Source organism: Rhodocaloribacter litoris, assembly GCF_011682235.2.
Classification (GTDB): Bacteria; Bacteroidota; Rhodothermia; order Rhodothermales; family ISCAR-4553; genus Rhodocaloribacter; species Rhodocaloribacter litoris.
Window position 1 is genome coordinate 396,489 of record NZ_CP076718.1, and the last position, 17,287, is coordinate 413,775.

General features: G+C 65.7%; 13 protein-coding genes. 10 read left to right on the forward strand and 3 right to left on the reverse strand.

Annotated elements, in window-relative coordinates:
• Nucleotides 1-15: 15 nt before the first annotated feature.
• The gene (locus GQ464_RS01600) at nt 16-552 is read right to left on the reverse strand and encodes a hypothetical protein (RefSeq protein WP_166976599.1); all 537 of its coding nucleotides are present in this window, start codon (nt 550-552) and stop codon (nt 16-18) included.
• Nucleotides 553-670: 118 nt separating this feature from the next.
• Complete coding sequence (locus GQ464_RS01605) at nt 671-1,951, reverse strand: glucose-1-phosphate adenylyltransferase (RefSeq protein ID WP_166976600.1); 1,281 nt, start codon at nt 1,949-1,951, stop codon at nt 671-673.
• 337 nt (nt 1,952-2,288) lie between these two features.
• Here GQ464_RS01605 and GQ464_RS01610 point away from each other — a divergent pair, with 337 nt between their 5' ends.
• Together GQ464_RS01610 and GQ464_RS01615 are read left to right on the forward strand one after the other, a co-directional pair.
• The gene (locus tag GQ464_RS01610) at nt 2,289-2,585 is read left to right on the forward strand and encodes a hypothetical protein (RefSeq protein ID WP_166976601.1); all 297 of its coding nucleotides are present in this window, start codon (nt 2,289-2,291) and stop codon (nt 2,583-2,585) included.
• 69 nt (nt 2,586-2,654) lie between these two features.
• Complete coding sequence (locus GQ464_RS01615; RefSeq protein ID WP_166976602.1) at nt 2,655-6,227, forward strand: coiled-coil domain-containing protein; 3,573 nt, start codon at nt 2,655-2,657, stop codon at nt 6,225-6,227.
• Nucleotides 6,228-6,240: 13 nt separating this feature from the next.
• Here GQ464_RS01615 and GQ464_RS01620 read toward each other — a convergent pair whose 3' ends face one another.
• Entirely contained in the window at nt 6,241-6,648 is a 408-nt protein-coding gene (locus GQ464_RS01620) for a thiol-disulfide oxidoreductase DCC family protein (protein ID WP_272493489.1), read from the reverse strand.
• 260 nt (nt 6,649-6,908) lie between these two features.
• Here GQ464_RS01620 and GQ464_RS01625 point away from each other — a divergent pair, with 260 nt between their 5' ends.
• The 8 genes from GQ464_RS01625 (at nt 6,909) to GQ464_RS01660 (ending at nt 17,256) form a co-directional block, all read left to right on the forward strand.
• Nucleotides 6,909-7,664: a glycogen/starch synthase gene (locus GQ464_RS01625; protein WP_166976604.1), complete on the forward strand. Its 756-nt coding sequence runs from the start codon at nt 6,909-6,911 to the stop codon at nt 7,662-7,664.
• A 159-nt stretch (nt 7,665-7,823) separates the two neighbouring features.
• Complete coding sequence (locus GQ464_RS01630) at nt 7,824-8,993, forward strand: hypothetical protein (protein ID WP_166976605.1); 1,170 nt, start codon at nt 7,824-7,826, stop codon at nt 8,991-8,993.
• A 3-nt stretch (nt 8,994-8,996) separates the two neighbouring features.
• Nucleotides 8,997-10,328, forward strand: coding sequence for a hypothetical protein (locus tag GQ464_RS01635; RefSeq protein ID WP_166976606.1), 1,332 nt, complete (start codon nt 8,997-8,999; stop codon nt 10,326-10,328).
• A 50-nt stretch (nt 10,329-10,378) separates the two neighbouring features.
• A complete protein-coding gene (locus GQ464_RS01640) occupies nt 10,379-11,698 on the forward strand; it encodes a tetratricopeptide repeat protein (protein WP_166976607.1) in 1,320 nt (439 codons plus the stop codon).
• Between the two features lie 217 nt (nt 11,699-11,915).
• Nucleotides 11,916-13,202, forward strand: coding sequence for a phosphopyruvate hydratase (gene eno, locus GQ464_RS01645; protein WP_166976608.1), 1,287 nt, complete (start codon nt 11,916-11,918; stop codon nt 13,200-13,202).
• A 25-nt stretch (nt 13,203-13,227) separates the two neighbouring features.
• Nucleotides 13,228-13,554 (forward strand): FtsB family cell division protein, encoded by a 327-nt coding sequence (locus tag GQ464_RS01650; RefSeq protein ID WP_166976609.1) that lies wholly within the window; start codon nt 13,228-13,230, stop codon nt 13,552-13,554.
• A 2-nt stretch (nt 13,555-13,556) separates the two neighbouring features.
• Nucleotides 13,557-14,555 (forward strand): ROK family protein, encoded by a 999-nt coding sequence (locus tag GQ464_RS01655; RefSeq protein ID WP_166976610.1) that lies wholly within the window; start codon nt 13,557-13,559, stop codon nt 14,553-14,555.
• Nucleotides 14,521-17,256, forward strand: coding sequence for a putative LPS assembly protein LptD (locus GQ464_RS01660; RefSeq protein ID WP_166976611.1), 2,736 nt, complete (start codon nt 14,521-14,523; stop codon nt 17,254-17,256). Before GQ464_RS01655 ends, GQ464_RS01660 begins: the two co-directional genes overlap by 35 nt.
• Nucleotides 17,257-17,287 lie beyond the last annotated feature (31 nt).

The window sequence follows — 17,287 nt, forward strand, 5'->3', positions numbered from 1 at the left end:
CGGCACGGGCCGCGTTCAGCCCGCAGCCCGCCCCCGGTACCGGGCAAGCAGGTCCTCGGCGCTCGGTACGATCAGCGTCGCCTCGATGCGGGCATAATAGGGCGGCACGGCCTGATAACCGCTCAACAGCCGCACGACGTGCGGCATCGTATCCGGATAGGCCATCGCCACCAGCAGGTTCCGATATCGATCCCGGATCAGGCTCTGCTCCGAAACGACGGCGCCGAGGGCGCGGCTGAGCGTCCGGTAGGACGCGTCCTCCCCCAGGGCTTCGAGCCGGGCCCGGTGTTCTTCCAGCAACGCGGCGTGCCGCGTCACGGTCTGCTCGTAGGCGTCCACATAGGCCGCCAGCGCCGGGGCCGCCGCCGCGACCTCCCGGAGCAGGCGGGCATCCGCACGGGCCCGTTCGAGCTCGTCGGCAAACCGCTCGACGGCGGTCCGAAGTTGTGTACGGGCCGCCTCCTCCGACCCGTAGCCGCCGTACGTCCGGCAGCCGGCCAGCAGCAGCACGGCAAGCAATCCTTGCAGCGGAAGCGATACGGGAATCTTCATTTCGTTTTTTTCAGGTTCGACAGGGCAGCGACACACGCTCGCACGGGAGAATATGCGGCAGGACGCCGTTCGATGCCGCGGACCCGGCACGAATTCGGCACTTTTTAACCGGAGTCGTTCAGATGATCGTATCGTCCGGGATCTCCACGTTCTTGGGGATGACCACGATGCCGTCGCGGATGTAGAAGTTGGGTCCCTCGCCTTCCTGCACGTTGTCCCGGTTCTTGATGATGCAGCGTTTCCCGATACTCACGTTCCGGTCGATGATGGCGCCTTCGATGTACGACTCCTCGTCGACCCCCGGCCGCGCCGGTCCCTCGGCCGGATCCCGGAGCGAGACGTCGTGCCAGGGGAAATAGTCGGCCCCCATGAAGATGGTGTTTTTGATGGTGGTGTTGTGCCCGATGACCGAGCGCAGGCCGATGACCGAGTTCGAGATCTGGCTGTTGACGATGATGCTGGCCTCGGCGATGATCGAGTCCTGGATGTAGGAACTCTGCACCTTGGCCGGCGGCAACATCCGCGCATTGGTGTAGAGGGGGCGTCTGGGGTTGTAGATGTCGAAATCGGGGTAGCGACGGGCCAGCATCAGGTTGGCCTCGTAGAAGGAGCGGATCGTCCCGATGTCGCTCCAGTAGCCGGTGAAGGGGAAACTGACCACCCGGTGGCTCTTGATGGAGCCCGGGATGATCTCCTTGCCGAAGTCGTGCGCCTTTTCATTGGCCTCCAGGAGCTCGCGCAGGACGCCCCGGCTGAAGACGTAGATCCCCATCGAGGCCAGGTAGATGCGCCCCTGCTGCTGCATTTCCTCGCTGACCTCGCTCTCCTTGCCGGGCAACTCCTCCGGTGCCGGTTTTTCGTAGAACTCGGAAATGACGTTGTGCTCTTCCGTCTTGAGGATGCCGAAGCCGGGCGCCTCGTCGGCCGTCACCGGGATCGTGGCGATGGTAATATCCGCCTCATGCGCCTTATGATGCTCGACCATTTCCCGATAGTCCATGGTATAGAGCTGGTCGCCGGAGAGGATCAGCACGTAATCGTACCGGTAGTTCGACACGTGGATCATGCTCTGGCGCACGGCATCGGCCGTTCCCTGAAACCAGTCCCGGGAATAAGGGGTTTGCTCGGCTGCCAGGATGGCGACGAACCCCTGCCGGAACTGGTCGAAGCGATAGGCCCGGGCGATGTGCCGGTTCAGGCTGGCCGAGTTGAACTGGGTCAGCACGAAAATGCGGGAGATGTCCGAGTTGATGCAGTTCGAGATGGGTACGTCGATCAGGCGGTACTTGCCGGCCAGCGGCACGGCGGGCTTGGCGCGGTGCTTCGTCAGGGGGAAGAGCCGCGTACCGGCGCCGCCCCCCAGGATAATCGCGATGATCTCGTCCATGTAACCAGCCATAGAACAACCTCCGTTTCGGTTGAGAAGAACGCCCGCCGCCGCGCCACACACGGCGCCTTTTCCACCGGTTTGGAGGGAACGTACTAAGCGCAACGTCCCGGTTCAAGAGCCTTCTCTCTTTGAGGCGGCTTTCCGGGCACATGGAATTGACCTTACCACGCCTTTCCTTGTCTCGACCCGTTTTTTATTTTGGCGTTGAAACCTCGCCTCATCCATGCGCGCATTTCTTTCGGGCCCCGGGACCATCGTCTGGCTTCGTGCCTGTTCCTGCCCTGCCGCCCGCCGGCCTTTTCCAGGCGGACGCACCGGTTTTCCGTTCCCCCACGCCGAAAAGTTCATGGCCGACGTGCTGAAGAAAAACCTCACGTATGTCATTTTCTGGAGCGTCGTGTCGATTTCCCTGCTGACCGCCGTCACGGTGCTCGTCTTGCGGGAGCATCTCTTCCTGCTTTTCCTCTCGGTCGGGATGAACCTCTGGAGCCTCGTTCAGAGCGAGCGCGGGGGGTTCGTCCAGGCCCGGGAGATGCGCCGGGCGTTCGAGCCGCCCCGGCATTTCAACGGCATTCAGACCCTGACGGTCATTTTCCTCATCCTGGTGCAGCTCGTCATCGCCGCCCTGTTGCTGCTGTCCTGAAACCCGCCCGCCGGCGACCGGGTACACGCTTCGTGCGGCCCCTCTCTCGAACCGGTCCCGCCCCCTGACATGAGTGAACAGACCCGGCAACTCGTCCTTCGGCTCCGGCAACGCCTGCAGGCCGTCATCCGCCGTATCACCTTCGCCGAGATGGCGTTCGGGCTGGTGCTGTTGCTGGGGGCGTGCTCGGCCTACTGGGTCGTTTCGGTGGCCCTGGAGGCCGGATTCTGGCTGGACGTAACCCCGCGTGCGATCCTTTTCTGGGGCGGCGTGGTGCTGCTGGGCGGGCTTTTCGTGTATTTCCTGCTGCTGCCCCTGCTCCGGCTGACGGGCTTGCTGCCGGGCCTGTCCGAGGAGCAGGTAGCTCGCCGCATCGGCGCGCACTATCCGGAGGTATCGGACCGCCTGGTGAACGTCTTGCACCTGGCTTCGGGACGGCACAGCGACGCCCCCGCCCCGCTCATCGACGGGGCGGTGCGGATGCTCACCGAGCAGGTGCAGCACGTGCCGTTCGAGCAGGTGGAGCGTTTCGAACGGGCCCGCCGGGCCGCCCGCCTGGCGACCGCGCCGGTGTTGCTGCTGCTCGTGTTCCTGGTCGCCGCCCCGTCGACGTTCGTCGATGCCTCGAAGCGGCTGCTCTCACCGGGGGTGGCGTTTGAGAAACCGGCCCCCTTCTCGTTCGTCGTCGAGCCCGGGTCGGTCGAACTCGTGCGGGGGGCCTCGCTGGAGGTGGTGGTACACGTTCGGGGTTCGGCCCGGCCCGCACAGGTGCACCTCGTCCTGAACTACCCGGGCGAGGAGGCCGTGCAAGCCCTCCCGCTCACGCCGGATTCGACGGGGGCGTACCGGCACACGCTGGTGAACGTGCGGCGTACGTTGCGCTACCGGGTCGCCGCCGGGCACGTCGAGAGCCCCTGGCACACGGTTACGGTCGCCGAGCGCCCGCTGGTGCGTGGCCTGCAGGTCCAGCTGGACTTTCCGGCCTACACGCGCCTGCCCGCCCGGCGCCTCGAACCCAACGTGGGCGACGTGACGGCCCTGCCCGGCACCGAAGTCTCCGTGGAGGTCGGCACCGGCGGCGAGAACGTCACGGAGGCGTTCCTGCGCTTCGACGACGGCACGCTGGACACGCTGTCCCTCGACGGGGCCGTGGCCGCCGGCTCGTTCATCCTCCACCGCGAGGGCAGCTACCAGGTTCTCCTGCGCAACGCCCGGGGCGTCGAAAACGCCGACCCGATCGCCTACCAGCTCCGGCTCCTGCCCGACGCCGAGCCGACGGTCGTCCTGCTGGCCCCCCCGCCGCTGGCCGACCTCAACGAGCAACGCCAGGCCCTGCTGCGCCTGCGCATCGCGGACGACTTCGGCTTCACCCGCCTGCGCCTCTACTACCGCCTGGCCGAGAGCCGCTTCGGGCAAACCGGGGATGCCTTCCATGCCCTGGAGCTCCCGCGGCCCGGGCCGCATACCCTCGACCAGGAGATCGAATACCCGTGGGACCTCCGTGCCACGACCGGCCTCGACCTGGTCCCCGGCGACGTCGTCGAGTACTACGTGGCCGTTTGGGACAACGACACCGTCGCCGGCTACAAATCCGCCCGCACGCCGTCCCAGCGCCTGCGCTTCCCGTCCCTGGCCGAGCAGTACGAACGCCTGCACGAGCAGGAGAACGACATCGAGGAAACCATCGAAACGCTGCGGGAGGAAGCCGACCAGGTCCGGCGCCAGTTCGAAGAGCTCCGGGACGCGCTGCGCCGCAAGCCCGAGGCCGGATGGGAGGAGCAGCGCCAGCTCGAACAGCTCCAGGAACGCCAGCAACGGCTCGAACAGCGCGTCGAAGAACTCACCAGCGAACTCGACGCCGCCACCCGGCAGATGGAGGAAAACAACCTCGTGAGCGAAGAGACGCTGGAGCTGTTCCAGGAGCTGCAGGAGGTCGCCGAAGAGATCCGCTCGCCCGAGCTGATGGAGGCCCTGCGCCAGCTCCAGGAGGCCATCCAGAACATGAACCTGCAACAGATGCAGCAGGCCCTGGAAAACTTCGACTTCAACGAAGTCCAGTACCGGCAGCGCCTCGAACGCACCCTCGAACTGTTCAAGCAGCTCCGCCTCCAACAGGGGCTCGAGGAAGTCGCCCGGCGCGCCGGCGAGCTGGCCCGGCAGGAGGAACGCCTCGCCGAGGAAACCGGCAAGCTGCTCGAGGCGAAGGAAGACCGTGAGGCGAAGGATAATCGCCAGGCGGACGAGGCCCGTGAGACGAACCGGCCCCAGGAAACGTCACGCGAGCCGCAGGAAACCGGGGCGGAACGCGACACGACCGGCAACGCACCCGAGAACCGGGATACGCGGCAGGAGGCGAAGGAAACCGGAGCGCCCCCCTCCCGGCAGGAACAGCTCGCCCGGGAACAGGAACGCGCCCGCGAGGAGATGGAGGCCCTGCAGGAACGGCTCAAGACCCTCCAGGAGCAGATGCAGGAGGTGAAAAACGCCCCGAAGCAGGAGTTCCAACAACTCAACCAGCAACTGGAGCAACAGGACCTCCCCCGGCAGATGCAGCGCAACGCCGAGCAGTTGCGGCAAAATCAGCTCCAGCCCGCCCGTCAGGGACAGCAGCAGATGCAGCAGCAGCTCCAGCAGATGCAGCAGCAGCTCCAGCAGATGCAGCAAAACATGCAGGGGCAACAGCTGCAACTGAACCTCGCCGGCCTGCGCCGCGCCCTGAGCGACATCCTGACCCTCTCCCAGCAGCAGGAAACCCTGCGGGGTGAGGTCCGCGGCCTGGCCGCCGACAGCCCGCTCCTGCGCCGCTACGCCCAGGACCAGGTCGTGCTGAGCGAGGGCCTCAGCGTCGTGACCGACTCCCTCCGGTCCCTCGCACGGAACATTCCCCAGATGACCCGCGAGGTGCAGCGTCATGCCGGCGAGGCGCTGCGCGAGATGGGCGCCGCCACCGAAGCCATGGCCGAACGCGTTGCCCGGCGCGCCACCGAGCACCAGAAAGGAGCCATGACCCACCTCAACGAGCTGGCGCTGCTGCTGTCCGACCTGCTCAACCAGTTGATGAACTCGATGTCCGGCATGTCGAGCAACATGTCGATGCAGCAGATGATCCAGCAGTTCCAGCAGATGGCGCAACAACAACAGCAGCTCAACGAGCAGATTCAGCAGCTGCTCAACGACATGCAGGGCAACCGGCTCGTACAGGACATGCAGGAACGGCTGCGCCAGCTGGCCGGGCAACAGGAACAGATCCGTAACCAGCTCAAGCAGTTCAGCCGCAACCGGGAGTTCCGGAACGAGATCCTGGGCGACCTCAACCACATCGCCGAGCAGATGGAAGAGACCATCCGGGAGCTGCAACAGCAACGGGTCAACCGCCGGACCATCGAACGTCAACAACAGATCCTGACCCGCCTGCTCGACGCCACCCGTTCCCTCCAGGAACGGGGCAAAGAGAAGCGCCGCGAAAGCCGGACCGGCGAAGACGTCCCCCGCGAAAGCCCGGGCACCCTTACGCCCCGAGAACAGGCCGAAAAGCTGCGCCGTGACCTGCTGCGGGCGCTGGAAAGCGGCTACGCCCCCGACTACGAGGTACTGATCAAACGCTACTTCGAGCTCCTGCAGCAGATGTCCCGCGAGGACTGATCCCGGCGCCCGGTCAGACCGGCTCCAGGAACCGGGATCGGAGCTCCGGGGTAGGCAAGCGGCACGTATCCCGCCTGCCGAACCAGCGATAGCGATTCCGGGCGATCCAGTCATAGACCCGGTCGCGGAGCCGGCGTGGTACCACGATGAAGGCGTAGAGCAACGGCCAGGCACCGGAGAGACGCCGCGCGATACGCAACGCCGCCGTCGAACGCGTATAGACCTTCCCGTCCTCGATCAGCACGATGCTCTCGGGACGGTCGTCCGGAACCCTCAGCGCCTGCAACAGCGCCCGCGCCGTTTCGGATTGCAGCGCGGCAAAGCGGAAGTACCCATCGGGATCGTGATCGATCACAAAGTTGACGCTGCCGTTACACAGGTTACAGACCCCGTCAAACAGGATGATGCCCTGTTCGGACAGGGGGGGACGCTCCTCCGGCGCGGCCGTCGCCGGGGCCGGGGCCGCAGGGCCGGTCGTTTCTCCGGTCACGCCAGGGGCCCGGTTTGTCGGGTTGCTTGAAAATCCCGGCATATCTTCTTAAATTATAAGGCTAGTTTTATTTCGTACAAACGAGCGGCATACAGGATCCGCAACGGCCTCCGCCGCGGATCGCGGCCGCCGCCCCACAGGAAGCCGCACAACCTCCACTCACCTTAACATCCAGTAGCATGACAAACGCGATGAGGACTCTTTTTGTCTCAGGAGAAGTGGCCCCCTTCACGAAAGACACGGAGCTTTCGGAGGTGGCCCTTTCTCTTCCGGCCCGGCTGTTCGAGACGGGCAACTACGAAACGCGCATCATGATGCCGCGCTACGGGATCGTGAGCGAGCGCAAGAACCGCCTGCACGAGGTCATCCGCCTGTCCGGTACCGAGATTCCATTAGGAGACGAAAAAGAGACACTCAAGGTTAAGGTTGCTTCCATCCCCGGCTTCCGCCTTCAGGTCTATTTCATGGACAACACCCGGCTGTTCAAGCGCAAGGGCATCTTTGCCGACAAGCAGGGTAAGCTGTTTCCCGACAACCTCGAACGGGCCCTCTTCTTCGGCCGCGGGGTGATTGAGACGATCCGCTCGCTGGGCTGGGCCCCGGACGTGGTGCACACGCTGGGCTGGATCAGCGGCCTGGTGCCGGCCCTGCTCCGCACCGAATACGCCGCCGACCCCCTGTTCCAGGACGCCAAGATCCTCTTCACCCCGCAGGTGGTCGACTTCGAAGCCCGTTTCACCGAAGCCCAGTGCAAGCGCTTCGGGCTGCCTTCCGATCTGGCCGGCAAGACGCCCGTGGAAATCGGCCTTGCCCATGCCGATGCCGTCCTGTATCCGCCCTCCTGGGAACAGCCGGAAAACGGTCCCCGGCTCAGCGGCGGGCGTGAAGAAATGGCAGAGCAGGCCGCTTCCCTGTACGAACAGGTGCTAAACGGCGTACCCGCCTGAAACCTGCGCCCGCACACCGGCATACATACTCCCCCGCGTAAAAACCCCATCGACATCCGTCGCGTGGGGTTTTTACTATCCGTGCTCCGCGGCATACGATTGCTTCGTCCCGGCCCGTTAAAGAGCATCTCATACCGATTCTCCGAACCCGCATCTTCCATGTATCGCCCAGCCCTTTCGTGCGGTGCCTTGCTGCTTGCCCTGTCCGTCCTCACCGCCTGTGAAGACCCTTCCAGCGTAGGACTCGACCTCGTCGGAGAGCAGGGGGGGCAGCCCTTCGTCGTCGCCGTGCCGCCGGCGGTCATCGAGCAGGAGGTGCTCAGCGACGTCACCGGCACGATCGGCACCACCGGCACGATCCTCCGCACCCTCGCCGGGCAGGTGGAGGACCCGCTCCTGGGCCGCATCACCACGACCGGCCACATCGACTTCCAGGCCCCTTCCAGCGTGCCCGAGAACTTCCGGAACGGCCAGGTTTCCTCCACCACGCTGGAGATGACGATCGACTACGTCTACGGTGACACGACGCAACCGCTCGTCCTCACCCTGCACGACATCCCGGAGGCCTGGAATGCCAGCGGCACGACGGCCGACACGCTCATCACGGCGAGGCCGGAGGTCGTCACGGAGATCCGCTTTGCCCCCACCGACTCGCTCGTGACGGTGGCCCTGCCCGAGGCCTGGGTCGCCGCCCACGACGCCCGCCTCCGGGCAACGACCTTCAACGACGACTTCCACGGCTTTCAACTCGCCTGGCGATCGGGTGGGGCCGTCGTCGGCTTCAGTCCCGGCGGGTTCCGGCTCCGCGCCGTTGCCGGCACCGACACGGTGGCCTTTCCTGCCGCCAAAAGCGTCACCCGCATCGAACACACCGGGGGGCCCGACCTCGGCCCGGACCGGATCCTGCTGCAGGACGGCACCGGGCTGAACGTGCGCCTCCGGTTCGACTTCACCGCGGAGACGCTGCGCAACCATGCCGTCAACCGGGCCCGGCTGCGCCTCCCGACCGACACCCTCACCCTGCAGGAGACCCCCCCCGGCTTCGTGCGGCCCCCGCTCGGAGAAGTCGTCCTCTACGGCATCACCCCGGACGACACCCCCGTCCAGATCACCCGGGTCTCCCGCAACGCCGACGGCCAGTACGTGTTCGAAACCGCCGGCCTTCTGAACGTGATCCAGCGTATGGTGCTCGAAGAAGAGATCTTCGACCGTTTCCGCCTGGCCGTCCCGACCGAACAGAACACCCTCAACGCCGCCCTCCTGCTCCGCGACACGACCGGTACGGGCGGCCCGGCCGTCCTGCTCACCCTGACCTCGCCGGACAACTAGCCCATGAACCGTTTCCTTCCTTCCTCCCGCTGCCTTCTGCTGTGCGTGCTGCTGGCCCTGCCCGGCCTCCGGAGCGGGTATGCCCAGCAAACGAACGACGGCTCCATCTACTCCCGGTTCGGGCTGGGGGAACTGCGCACCTTCTACTCGTCCCAGATCCAGGCCATGGGAGGCGGCGGCACCGGCTTCCCGTCCTTCAACGCGATGAACCCGTCCTTCAACGCGATGAACCTGAGCAACCCGGCCTCCTGGGGCGCCCAGGTGCTCACCCGCGTCTCCGGGGGACTGTTCTATGAAAACATCCAGGCCACGGATGCCTCGGATGCCCGCAGCCGCCTCGCCTCGGGCACGTTCAACGGCGTCCATATCAGCTTTCCCCTCAAGTCCCAGACGCTGGGGGTCGGACTGGCTTTCGTGCCGTTCTCCCGGGTCAGCTATCGGGTGGCCGTCGAGGGCACGTTACCGGCCACCGACGGGCTCGAGGAGGTACCCTACGTCGTCAACTACAAAGGGAACGGGGGACTTCAGCAGATCGTCGGCGGGTTCGGCTGGCAGATCAACAACCACATCGCCGCCGGGGCCGCCGCCCATTTCATCTTCGGCATCCTGGAAGAGCGGCGTGAAACCCGCTTTGCCAGCGGCGCCTACCAGCGCGCCGACGTGGCCAATGCAACCCGCCTGGCCGGGATAACGGGCACCGGGGGGGTTCTCATCCGCCTGCCCGGGGTGTTCCGCCGGCAGGACGCACTCTCGGTCGGCCTGGCCCTCACCCTGCCAGCCACGCTCACCGGCACGCGCGTCCGCACCCTGGAGACCAGCGTCGAGGCCGACACCCTGGGCGGCGAGCTCTCCGGCAAGGTACACCTCCCCTACGGCCTCGGCTTCGGCGTCGCCTACCGGCCCGACCTCCGCTGGACGTTCATCGCGGATGCCCGCTACGAACCCTGGAGCACCTTCGAAAGCGACTTCACCTTCCCCGGCTACACCCCCGGCGGGCACTCCCTGCAGGACCGGCTGCGCCTCTCCGCCGGCATTGAATTCCTCCCGGCCGGGCGCGATCTTCTGGCCTCCTACTTCCGCCGCACGGCCTACCGGATCGGGTTCTACGTCGATCGGTCGTATGCGTCTCCCCTGCCGGAGGAGACCATCCGCACCTTCGCCCTCACCGGCGGCCTCAGCCTGCCTACCCTGAATGCCGGCACGCGAATTGATCTCAACGTAGAACTGGGCACACGCGGCACCACCGAACGCGGCCTCATCCGGGACCGCTTCATCCGCATCGGGGTCAACCTCAACCTCGGCGAACTCTGGTTCGTCAAGCGGAAACTCGGTTGAGGGCTCGGTGTCTATATTGAGATAGCTCTACCAAACCGGCTTGCCTGACCATGAAAAACCGACGCGCATACCTTCGCCGGCTCCTGTTCGGATGGGCGCTGACGCTGACCGCCTTCACCCTGACGGCCAAAGCCCAGCCGGCGGAAGCCCAGGAAAAGCCCTCCCAGCAGGAGATTGCCATTCACTACAGCCTGTATTACGAAGAGTATAAAAACGGCAACTACGAGGCGGCCCTCCCCAACCTGCGCTGGATCCTCAAAAACGCCCCGGGCTTTGGCCGGAACGACGACCGAAACTTCGAGCGCGCCGTCGAAGTCTACGAAAAGCTGGCCGAAGCGGCCGAGTCGGAAGCACTGCGCCGTGCCTACCTGGACTCGGCGTTGATTATGCTGGACACCGCCGTGCCCACCATTCAGGGCGTCGACGGCAACATCGACCCCTATGCCTGGCTCATCAAAAAGGGCAACTTCATCCTCCAGCACCGAAACGACCTCCCCGACCTGGTCGATAGCGTGGCGGTCATCTACCGCCAGGCCTGGGAACTCAAGCCCAAAGAGACCCCCCTCTATTACATCGAATACATCATCCGGGACTATATCAGCAAGGGCGACAAAGCCGCCGCCGTCGCCTTCATGGAAGAGGTGGAACAGCACCGGGCCGACGATCCCGAAGTGATGAACCGCCTCACCGAGTTCCGCGGCGCGCTGTTCACCTCCCCCGAGGAACGCATCACCTTCCTCGAACAGCAGCTGGAGAAGAAGCCGGATGACCTGGCGCTGATCTCCGAACTGTTCGACCTGTACCGGCAAGCCGGCTACCGCGACAAGATGTACGAAATGGGCGAAAAGTTGCAGCAGATGCAACCGACGGCCCGCATCTACCGCATGCTCGGCAAGATGTACCTGGAAGACGGCAACACGGAAGAGGCCATCCGCCTCTACGAGCAGTCGCTCCAGCTGGAAGGCGGCCGTGACCACGCCCGCGAGGTGTACTACAACATCGGCATCGCCCACCAGCAGGAGGGGCGCTTCTCCCGGGCCCGCACGGCGTTCCGGCAGGCCCTCGAAGCCGACCCCAACTACGGCATGGCCCTCATCGCCATCGGCGACCTCTACGTGCAGGCCGTGCAGAACTGCGGCACCTTCGAACGGGAAGACCGGGCCGTCTACTGGCTGGCCACCGACTACTACGAACGCGCCCGCGCCCGCGACCCGCAGGTCGCCAACATCGCCACGCAGCGAATCAACAGCATCGCCCGCTTCTATCCCAGCGCCGAGGACAAGTTCTTCAAGAACTGGAACCCGGGCGACTCCTACAAGGTCGACTACGGTTGCTACACCTGGATCAACGAAACCACGACCGTGCGCTGATCCGATCCCCCACAAGCCTGCGAAAGCCGGTGCCCTCCAACGCACCGGCTTTCTCTTTTCGAGGCCGGCGAGCGATCCCGCCCCCGCAGGCCGCCACCGGCCGGGGTCCGTCTTAACGTGTTTCTCCCGAACGGCCCCCTTGTTATTCCGGCGTGGGATGTCGATTTTCACGCGATCCGTTTTCCAACCTCGTTTCATCGTTTTCTGCGCATAGAATATGTCACTCATCGTGGACGTCAGTGCCCGGCAGATCCTGGACAGCCGCGGCAATCCGACCGTGGAGGTCGAGGTGTTGACCGAAGAGGGTATCGTCGGGCGGGCCGCGGTGCCCAGCGGCGCTTCGACCGGTGAGCACGAAGCCGTCGAACTGCGGGACGGCGACCAGGACGTGTACCTGGGCAAAAGCGTCTACCGGGCCGTCGACAACGTCAACGAGGTCATCGCACCGGAGCTGGAAGGCTTCAGCGTCCTGGATCAACTCGAGATCGATTCGTTCCTGATCGACCTGGACGGCACGCCGAACAAGGGGCGTCTGGGCGCCAACGCCATCCTGGGCGTCTCGCTGGCCGTGGCCCGTGCGGGCGCCGAGACGGTCGGCCTGCCCCTCTATCGCTACCTCGGCGGGGTCGGCGCGGCCACGCTCCCCGTCCCCATGATGAACATCCTCAACGGGGGGCGGCATGCCGATAACAACGTGGACATGCAGGAATTCATGATCATGCCCACCGGCGCCGAGAGCTTCAGTGATGCCCTGCGCATGGGCGTCGAGGTCTTCCACCACCTCAAGAAAGTCCTGCAGCAGAAGGGCTACAACACCGCCGTGGGCGACGAAGGCGGCTTCGCCCCGAACCTGCGCTCCAACGAGGAGGCGATCGAGGTCATCCTCGAAGCCATTGACGCCGCCGGCTACCGGGCCGGCCAGGACCTGCACCTGGCCCTCGACCCCGCCACGAGCGAGATGTTTCAGAACGGCCGCTACGTCTTCTGGAAAAGTGACCCCGACACCCGGCGCACGGCCGAAGACATGGTCGCCTTCTGGGAAAGCTGGATCCGCCAGTACCCGATCCTCTCCATCGAAGACGCCATGGCCGAGCACGACTGGGAGGGCTGGAAGCTGCTTACCGACACCGTGGGCGACCGCGTCCAGCTCGTCGGCGACGACCTGTTCGTGACGAACACGACGTTCCTCCGGCGCGGCATCGAAGAGGGCTGTGCCAACAGCATCCTGATCAAACTGAACCAGATCGGCACGCTGACCGAGACGCTCGCGGCCATCGAACTGGCCCACAAGCACAAGTTCACCGCCGTCATCAGCCACCGCTCCGGCGAGACCGAAGACACCACCATCGCCGACCTGGCCGTGGCCACCAACGCCGGGCAGATCAAGACCGGCTCGGCCAGCCGGAGCGACCGGACGGCGAAGTACAACCAGCTCCTCCGCATCGAGGAAGAGCTGGGGGATGCCGCCCGCTATCCCGGCCCGGACGCCTTCCGCTTCGGATGAGCCGTTTCTCCATCCCCTGCCGTCAATGCCTGCCAGACCCTCCGCTTCCCCTGCTTCGCCGCGCGCGCGTGCCTCGGGGCGGCTTCGCCGCCGGATCGGCCTGGCGGCCCTGTCGATCCTGCTGGCCTGGCTGTTGTTCGTCGACGACTACAGCCTGTGGAAGCGCCTGGGCTGGCATCGCGAACACGCCGCCCTGCGCGCCGAAAACGAAGCCCTGCAGGCACGTATCGACGAACTGCACCAGAAACTGGAGGCCGGCCTCTCGGACGAGGTGGTCGAACGCATCGCACGGGAACACTACGGCATGCGCCGGCCCGGTGAGACGGTTTACCGCGTAGAGGGAAAAGACTGACCATGAAAAAGCGTTACGCCGTCGGCGTCGACCTGGGAGGGACTTCCATCAAGGCGGCCCTGGTGGAACAGGGACAGGGCCTCGTGCGCGAGACGACGCGCCCCACCTACGCCGAAGAGGGACCCCAGCAGGTGATCACCCGCCTCGGCGACATCGTCGAAGAACTCATCGAGGCGGCACCGGACCACGAGATCGCCGGCGTCGGCATCGGCTCGCCGGGCGCCATCAACTGGGAACGCACGACCGTCAGCCATCCCCCCAACTTCCCGGGCTGGGAGACGATCAACCTGCACGAGGCCCTGCGCGCGCGCTTCGGGGAAAAGCTGCTGGTCTTTGTCGAAAACGATGCGAACGTGGCGGGCCTGGGCAGCGCTCACTACGGCGCCGGTAAACCCTTCGACTCGTTCATCATGGTCACGCTCGGCACCGGCGTCGGCGGCGCGATCATCTACCGGAACAAGATCTTCCGCGGCGCGACGGGCGCCGCCGGCGAGATCGGGCACATGACGATCGACTACGAGGGCCCGTTCGACCGCTCCGGGGTGGCCGGGGCCATCGAGGCCTACCTGGGCCAGCGCTTCCTCTCCCGGCATGCCCGCTATCGCCTCATGACCCGGCAAGACAGCCTCCTGCACGAGATGGCCGGCCCCGACCTCCGGGACATCACCCCGAAGATGCTGCACGAGGCCGCCCTGCAGGGGGACGAGGGAGCCATCGAAGTGCTCGCCTGGGCCGGGCACAAGCTCGGCTGCGTGCTCGGCGCGGCCGTCAACCTGCTCGACATCCGCAAGATCGTCGTCGGCGGGGGCCTCTCCGCCGCCGGAGACTTCATCCTCGAACCGGCACGCAAGACCCTGAAACGGTTCGTCATGCCCGGCATGTGGGACGGGCTGGCCATCATCCAGGAAACACGGGGCAACGAGGTGGGTATGCTCGGAGCCGCCCATCTCGTGTTTCAGTACCTGGATGAGCCAACCCACGCCCACGATCCCCTTTCGTGACCGAGCGGCGTCCCGGCCCGTACACCCGGCACGTACGCGCCGAGCCGGCTCTCGACCCCGCCGGTGGGGGGGCACGGCGATCCTGACCGGGCTGCTCCTGGGTATCCTGCTGGTTCCGTTGCCCCTCCAGGCCCAGGACGCCGCTCCGCGCACGACCCGCAACGGCCTCAAGGAGCCGGTCCGCTTCAGCGCCCGCGACTCGCTCCTGGTGCACTTCCCGCCGCGTACGCGTCCGGACGACGCGGCATCGGACACGTCACGCGCCCGCGACAACGGCACGGGCACACTCTACGGCGAGAGCCGGGTCGCCTACGCCGATGCCGAACTGGCGGCCCACCGCATCACCATCCTGTTCGACCTGCGCGAGTTGCGGGCCGCCGGCCTGCCCGTCGATACCGGCATGGTGGGGCGGCCGCAGATCCGCCAGGGCCAGGAAACGTTCTCGGGACAGGCGCTGGCCTTCAACCTGCGCACCGAACGGGGACGGGTCGTCGGCGCCCGGACACGCATCGAGGAAGGGTTCATCCGGGCCGGCATCGCCAAGGTGCGCGAAGACAGCACCATCTTCATCCAGGACGGCGCCTACACCACCTGCTCCTGCGTCGACGACCCGTCCTATTCGCTCCGCTCGAGCAAGATGAAGATCGTCGACGAGAAGTGGATCTACACCGGCCCCCTCCAGCTCTACCTGTACAACATCCCGACACCCCTCTGGCTGCCGTTTGGCTTCCTCCCGGCCCGGAGCGGGCGCCGCAGCGGGCCGCTCCCCCCTCAGTACGGCGAAGACGAGTTCGGCTTCTACCTGCGCGGCTGGGGCTGGTATTTCGCCCTGAACGACTACATGGACCTCCAGCTCCGGGGCAGCCTCTGGACCCGGGGCAGCTGGGGACTCAACACCCTCTACCGCTACAACAAACGCTATCGCTACAGCGGCCAGCTCGAACTCGACTTTGCCCGGCTGCGCCGCGGCGAAAGCGGCGACCCGGACTTCGCCGTCGAAAACCGGGGACGCTTCCGATGGAGCCACAACCAGACGATCAGCCCCACCGCCAGCCTCTCGGCCAACGTCAACCTGACCTCGTCGAGCTACCTGCGTGCCTTCTCCGAACTCTATGAGGATCGCGTCCAGCAAACGACCAGCTCCAGCATCCGCCTCAGCAAGCGCTGGCCCGCCGGCGGGCGCAACCTGAGCCTCAACCTGACCCACCAGCAAAACTTCGCCACGGGAGACGTGGCCCTCACCCTGCCGAACCTCACCTTCAGCCAGAACGCGGTGAAGCCGTTCCGGCGCGAACAACGGGGCCCGGGCGCCTCCGAACGGTGGTATGAGCTGATCACCTACAGCTACAATTTCTCGCTCAACAACGCGTTCAACTTCACCCCGCGCTCGGACACGACAGGCATCTCCTGGTTCGAGGCCCTCCTCTCCCCGTCCAGGTTCCGGGAGGCCACCGGCCGGGAGGAGCACTTCGCCTTCAAAGCCAGCCACCGGGTGCCCGTCTCGGCGGCCTTCAACGTGAACCGCCTGCCCCTGCTCGGCGGCTTTCACATGAACCTCTCCCCCTTTTTCAACTATGAGGAGGACTGGTTCATCCGCACCACCCGGCAAACCTTCTCCGACACGCTGAACACCCTCATCCGTCATTCGGTCCCCGGCTTCTTCGCCCTGCGGCAGTTCAACCTCGGCATCTCGTCCAACACGACGTTCTACGGCCTCTTCCCCATCGGCATCGGCCCGTACCAGGGGGTGCGCCATACCGTACGTCCCAGCCTCAGCTTCAGCTACCAGCCCGACTTCTTCGACCCGGCCTGGGGCTACACCCGTACCTTCACGAATGCCCAGGGCGAGGCCGAGCGCTATGCCATCGTCAGCGGCGTGCGCCGGGGCCTCCAGCAGGCCCTCTCCCTTTCCCTCAACAACACGTTCGAAACCAAACGCGTCGAGGTCGACTCCACCGGCGAACGACGAAGCACCCCGATCAAGCTGTTCAACCTCGACTTCTCGACGAGCTACAACTTCGCCGCCGACTCGCTCAAGATGAGCAGCATCTCGATGCGGGGACGCACCCGCCTGCTCGGCCAGGTGGACCTCGACTTCAGCGCCGCCTTCTCCCCCTACAGGCTGGACACCCAGGGACGCACCATCGACGACTACGTCTTCGACCCGGCCCGGCTCGACTTCGCCCGCCTGACCAACCTGAGCGTGACGGCGCGAACGTCCCTCCGGAGCCGGACCCGCGGAAGCACGAGCCGCCCCGCCACCCCGAACCGCGCCCGCTTCGACCAGAACCCGTTCCTCCCCCCGGACCAGTCCCCCTTTCCTGACCCCGACACCGGCCCTGCCGACTTCGCCATCCCCTGGTCCCTCAACCTGGACTTCACCTACGGCGTGAGCAAAACCGGCCTGACCACCAGCCGCCGGGCCATCCTCAACCTCAGCACGGACTTCAACCTCACCCCCAACTGGAAGGTGCAGGCCCGATCCGGCTACGACTTCGTGCGCAACGACATCGTGACCACGTCGCTGGCCGTCTTCCGGGACTTCGAATGCTGGCAGATGTCCTTCAACTGGATCCCCTTCGGCGATTTCCAGTCCTGGGGCTTCGACCTACACGTGAAAAGCGGGCACCTGCGCGACCTGCTCCGCATTCGCCAGCCCAAATCCGACATCAAGGACCGTTTCGGCAACCTCCTGCGCTGACGTCGCCGCGCCAGGCCTCATCCAGGAAACG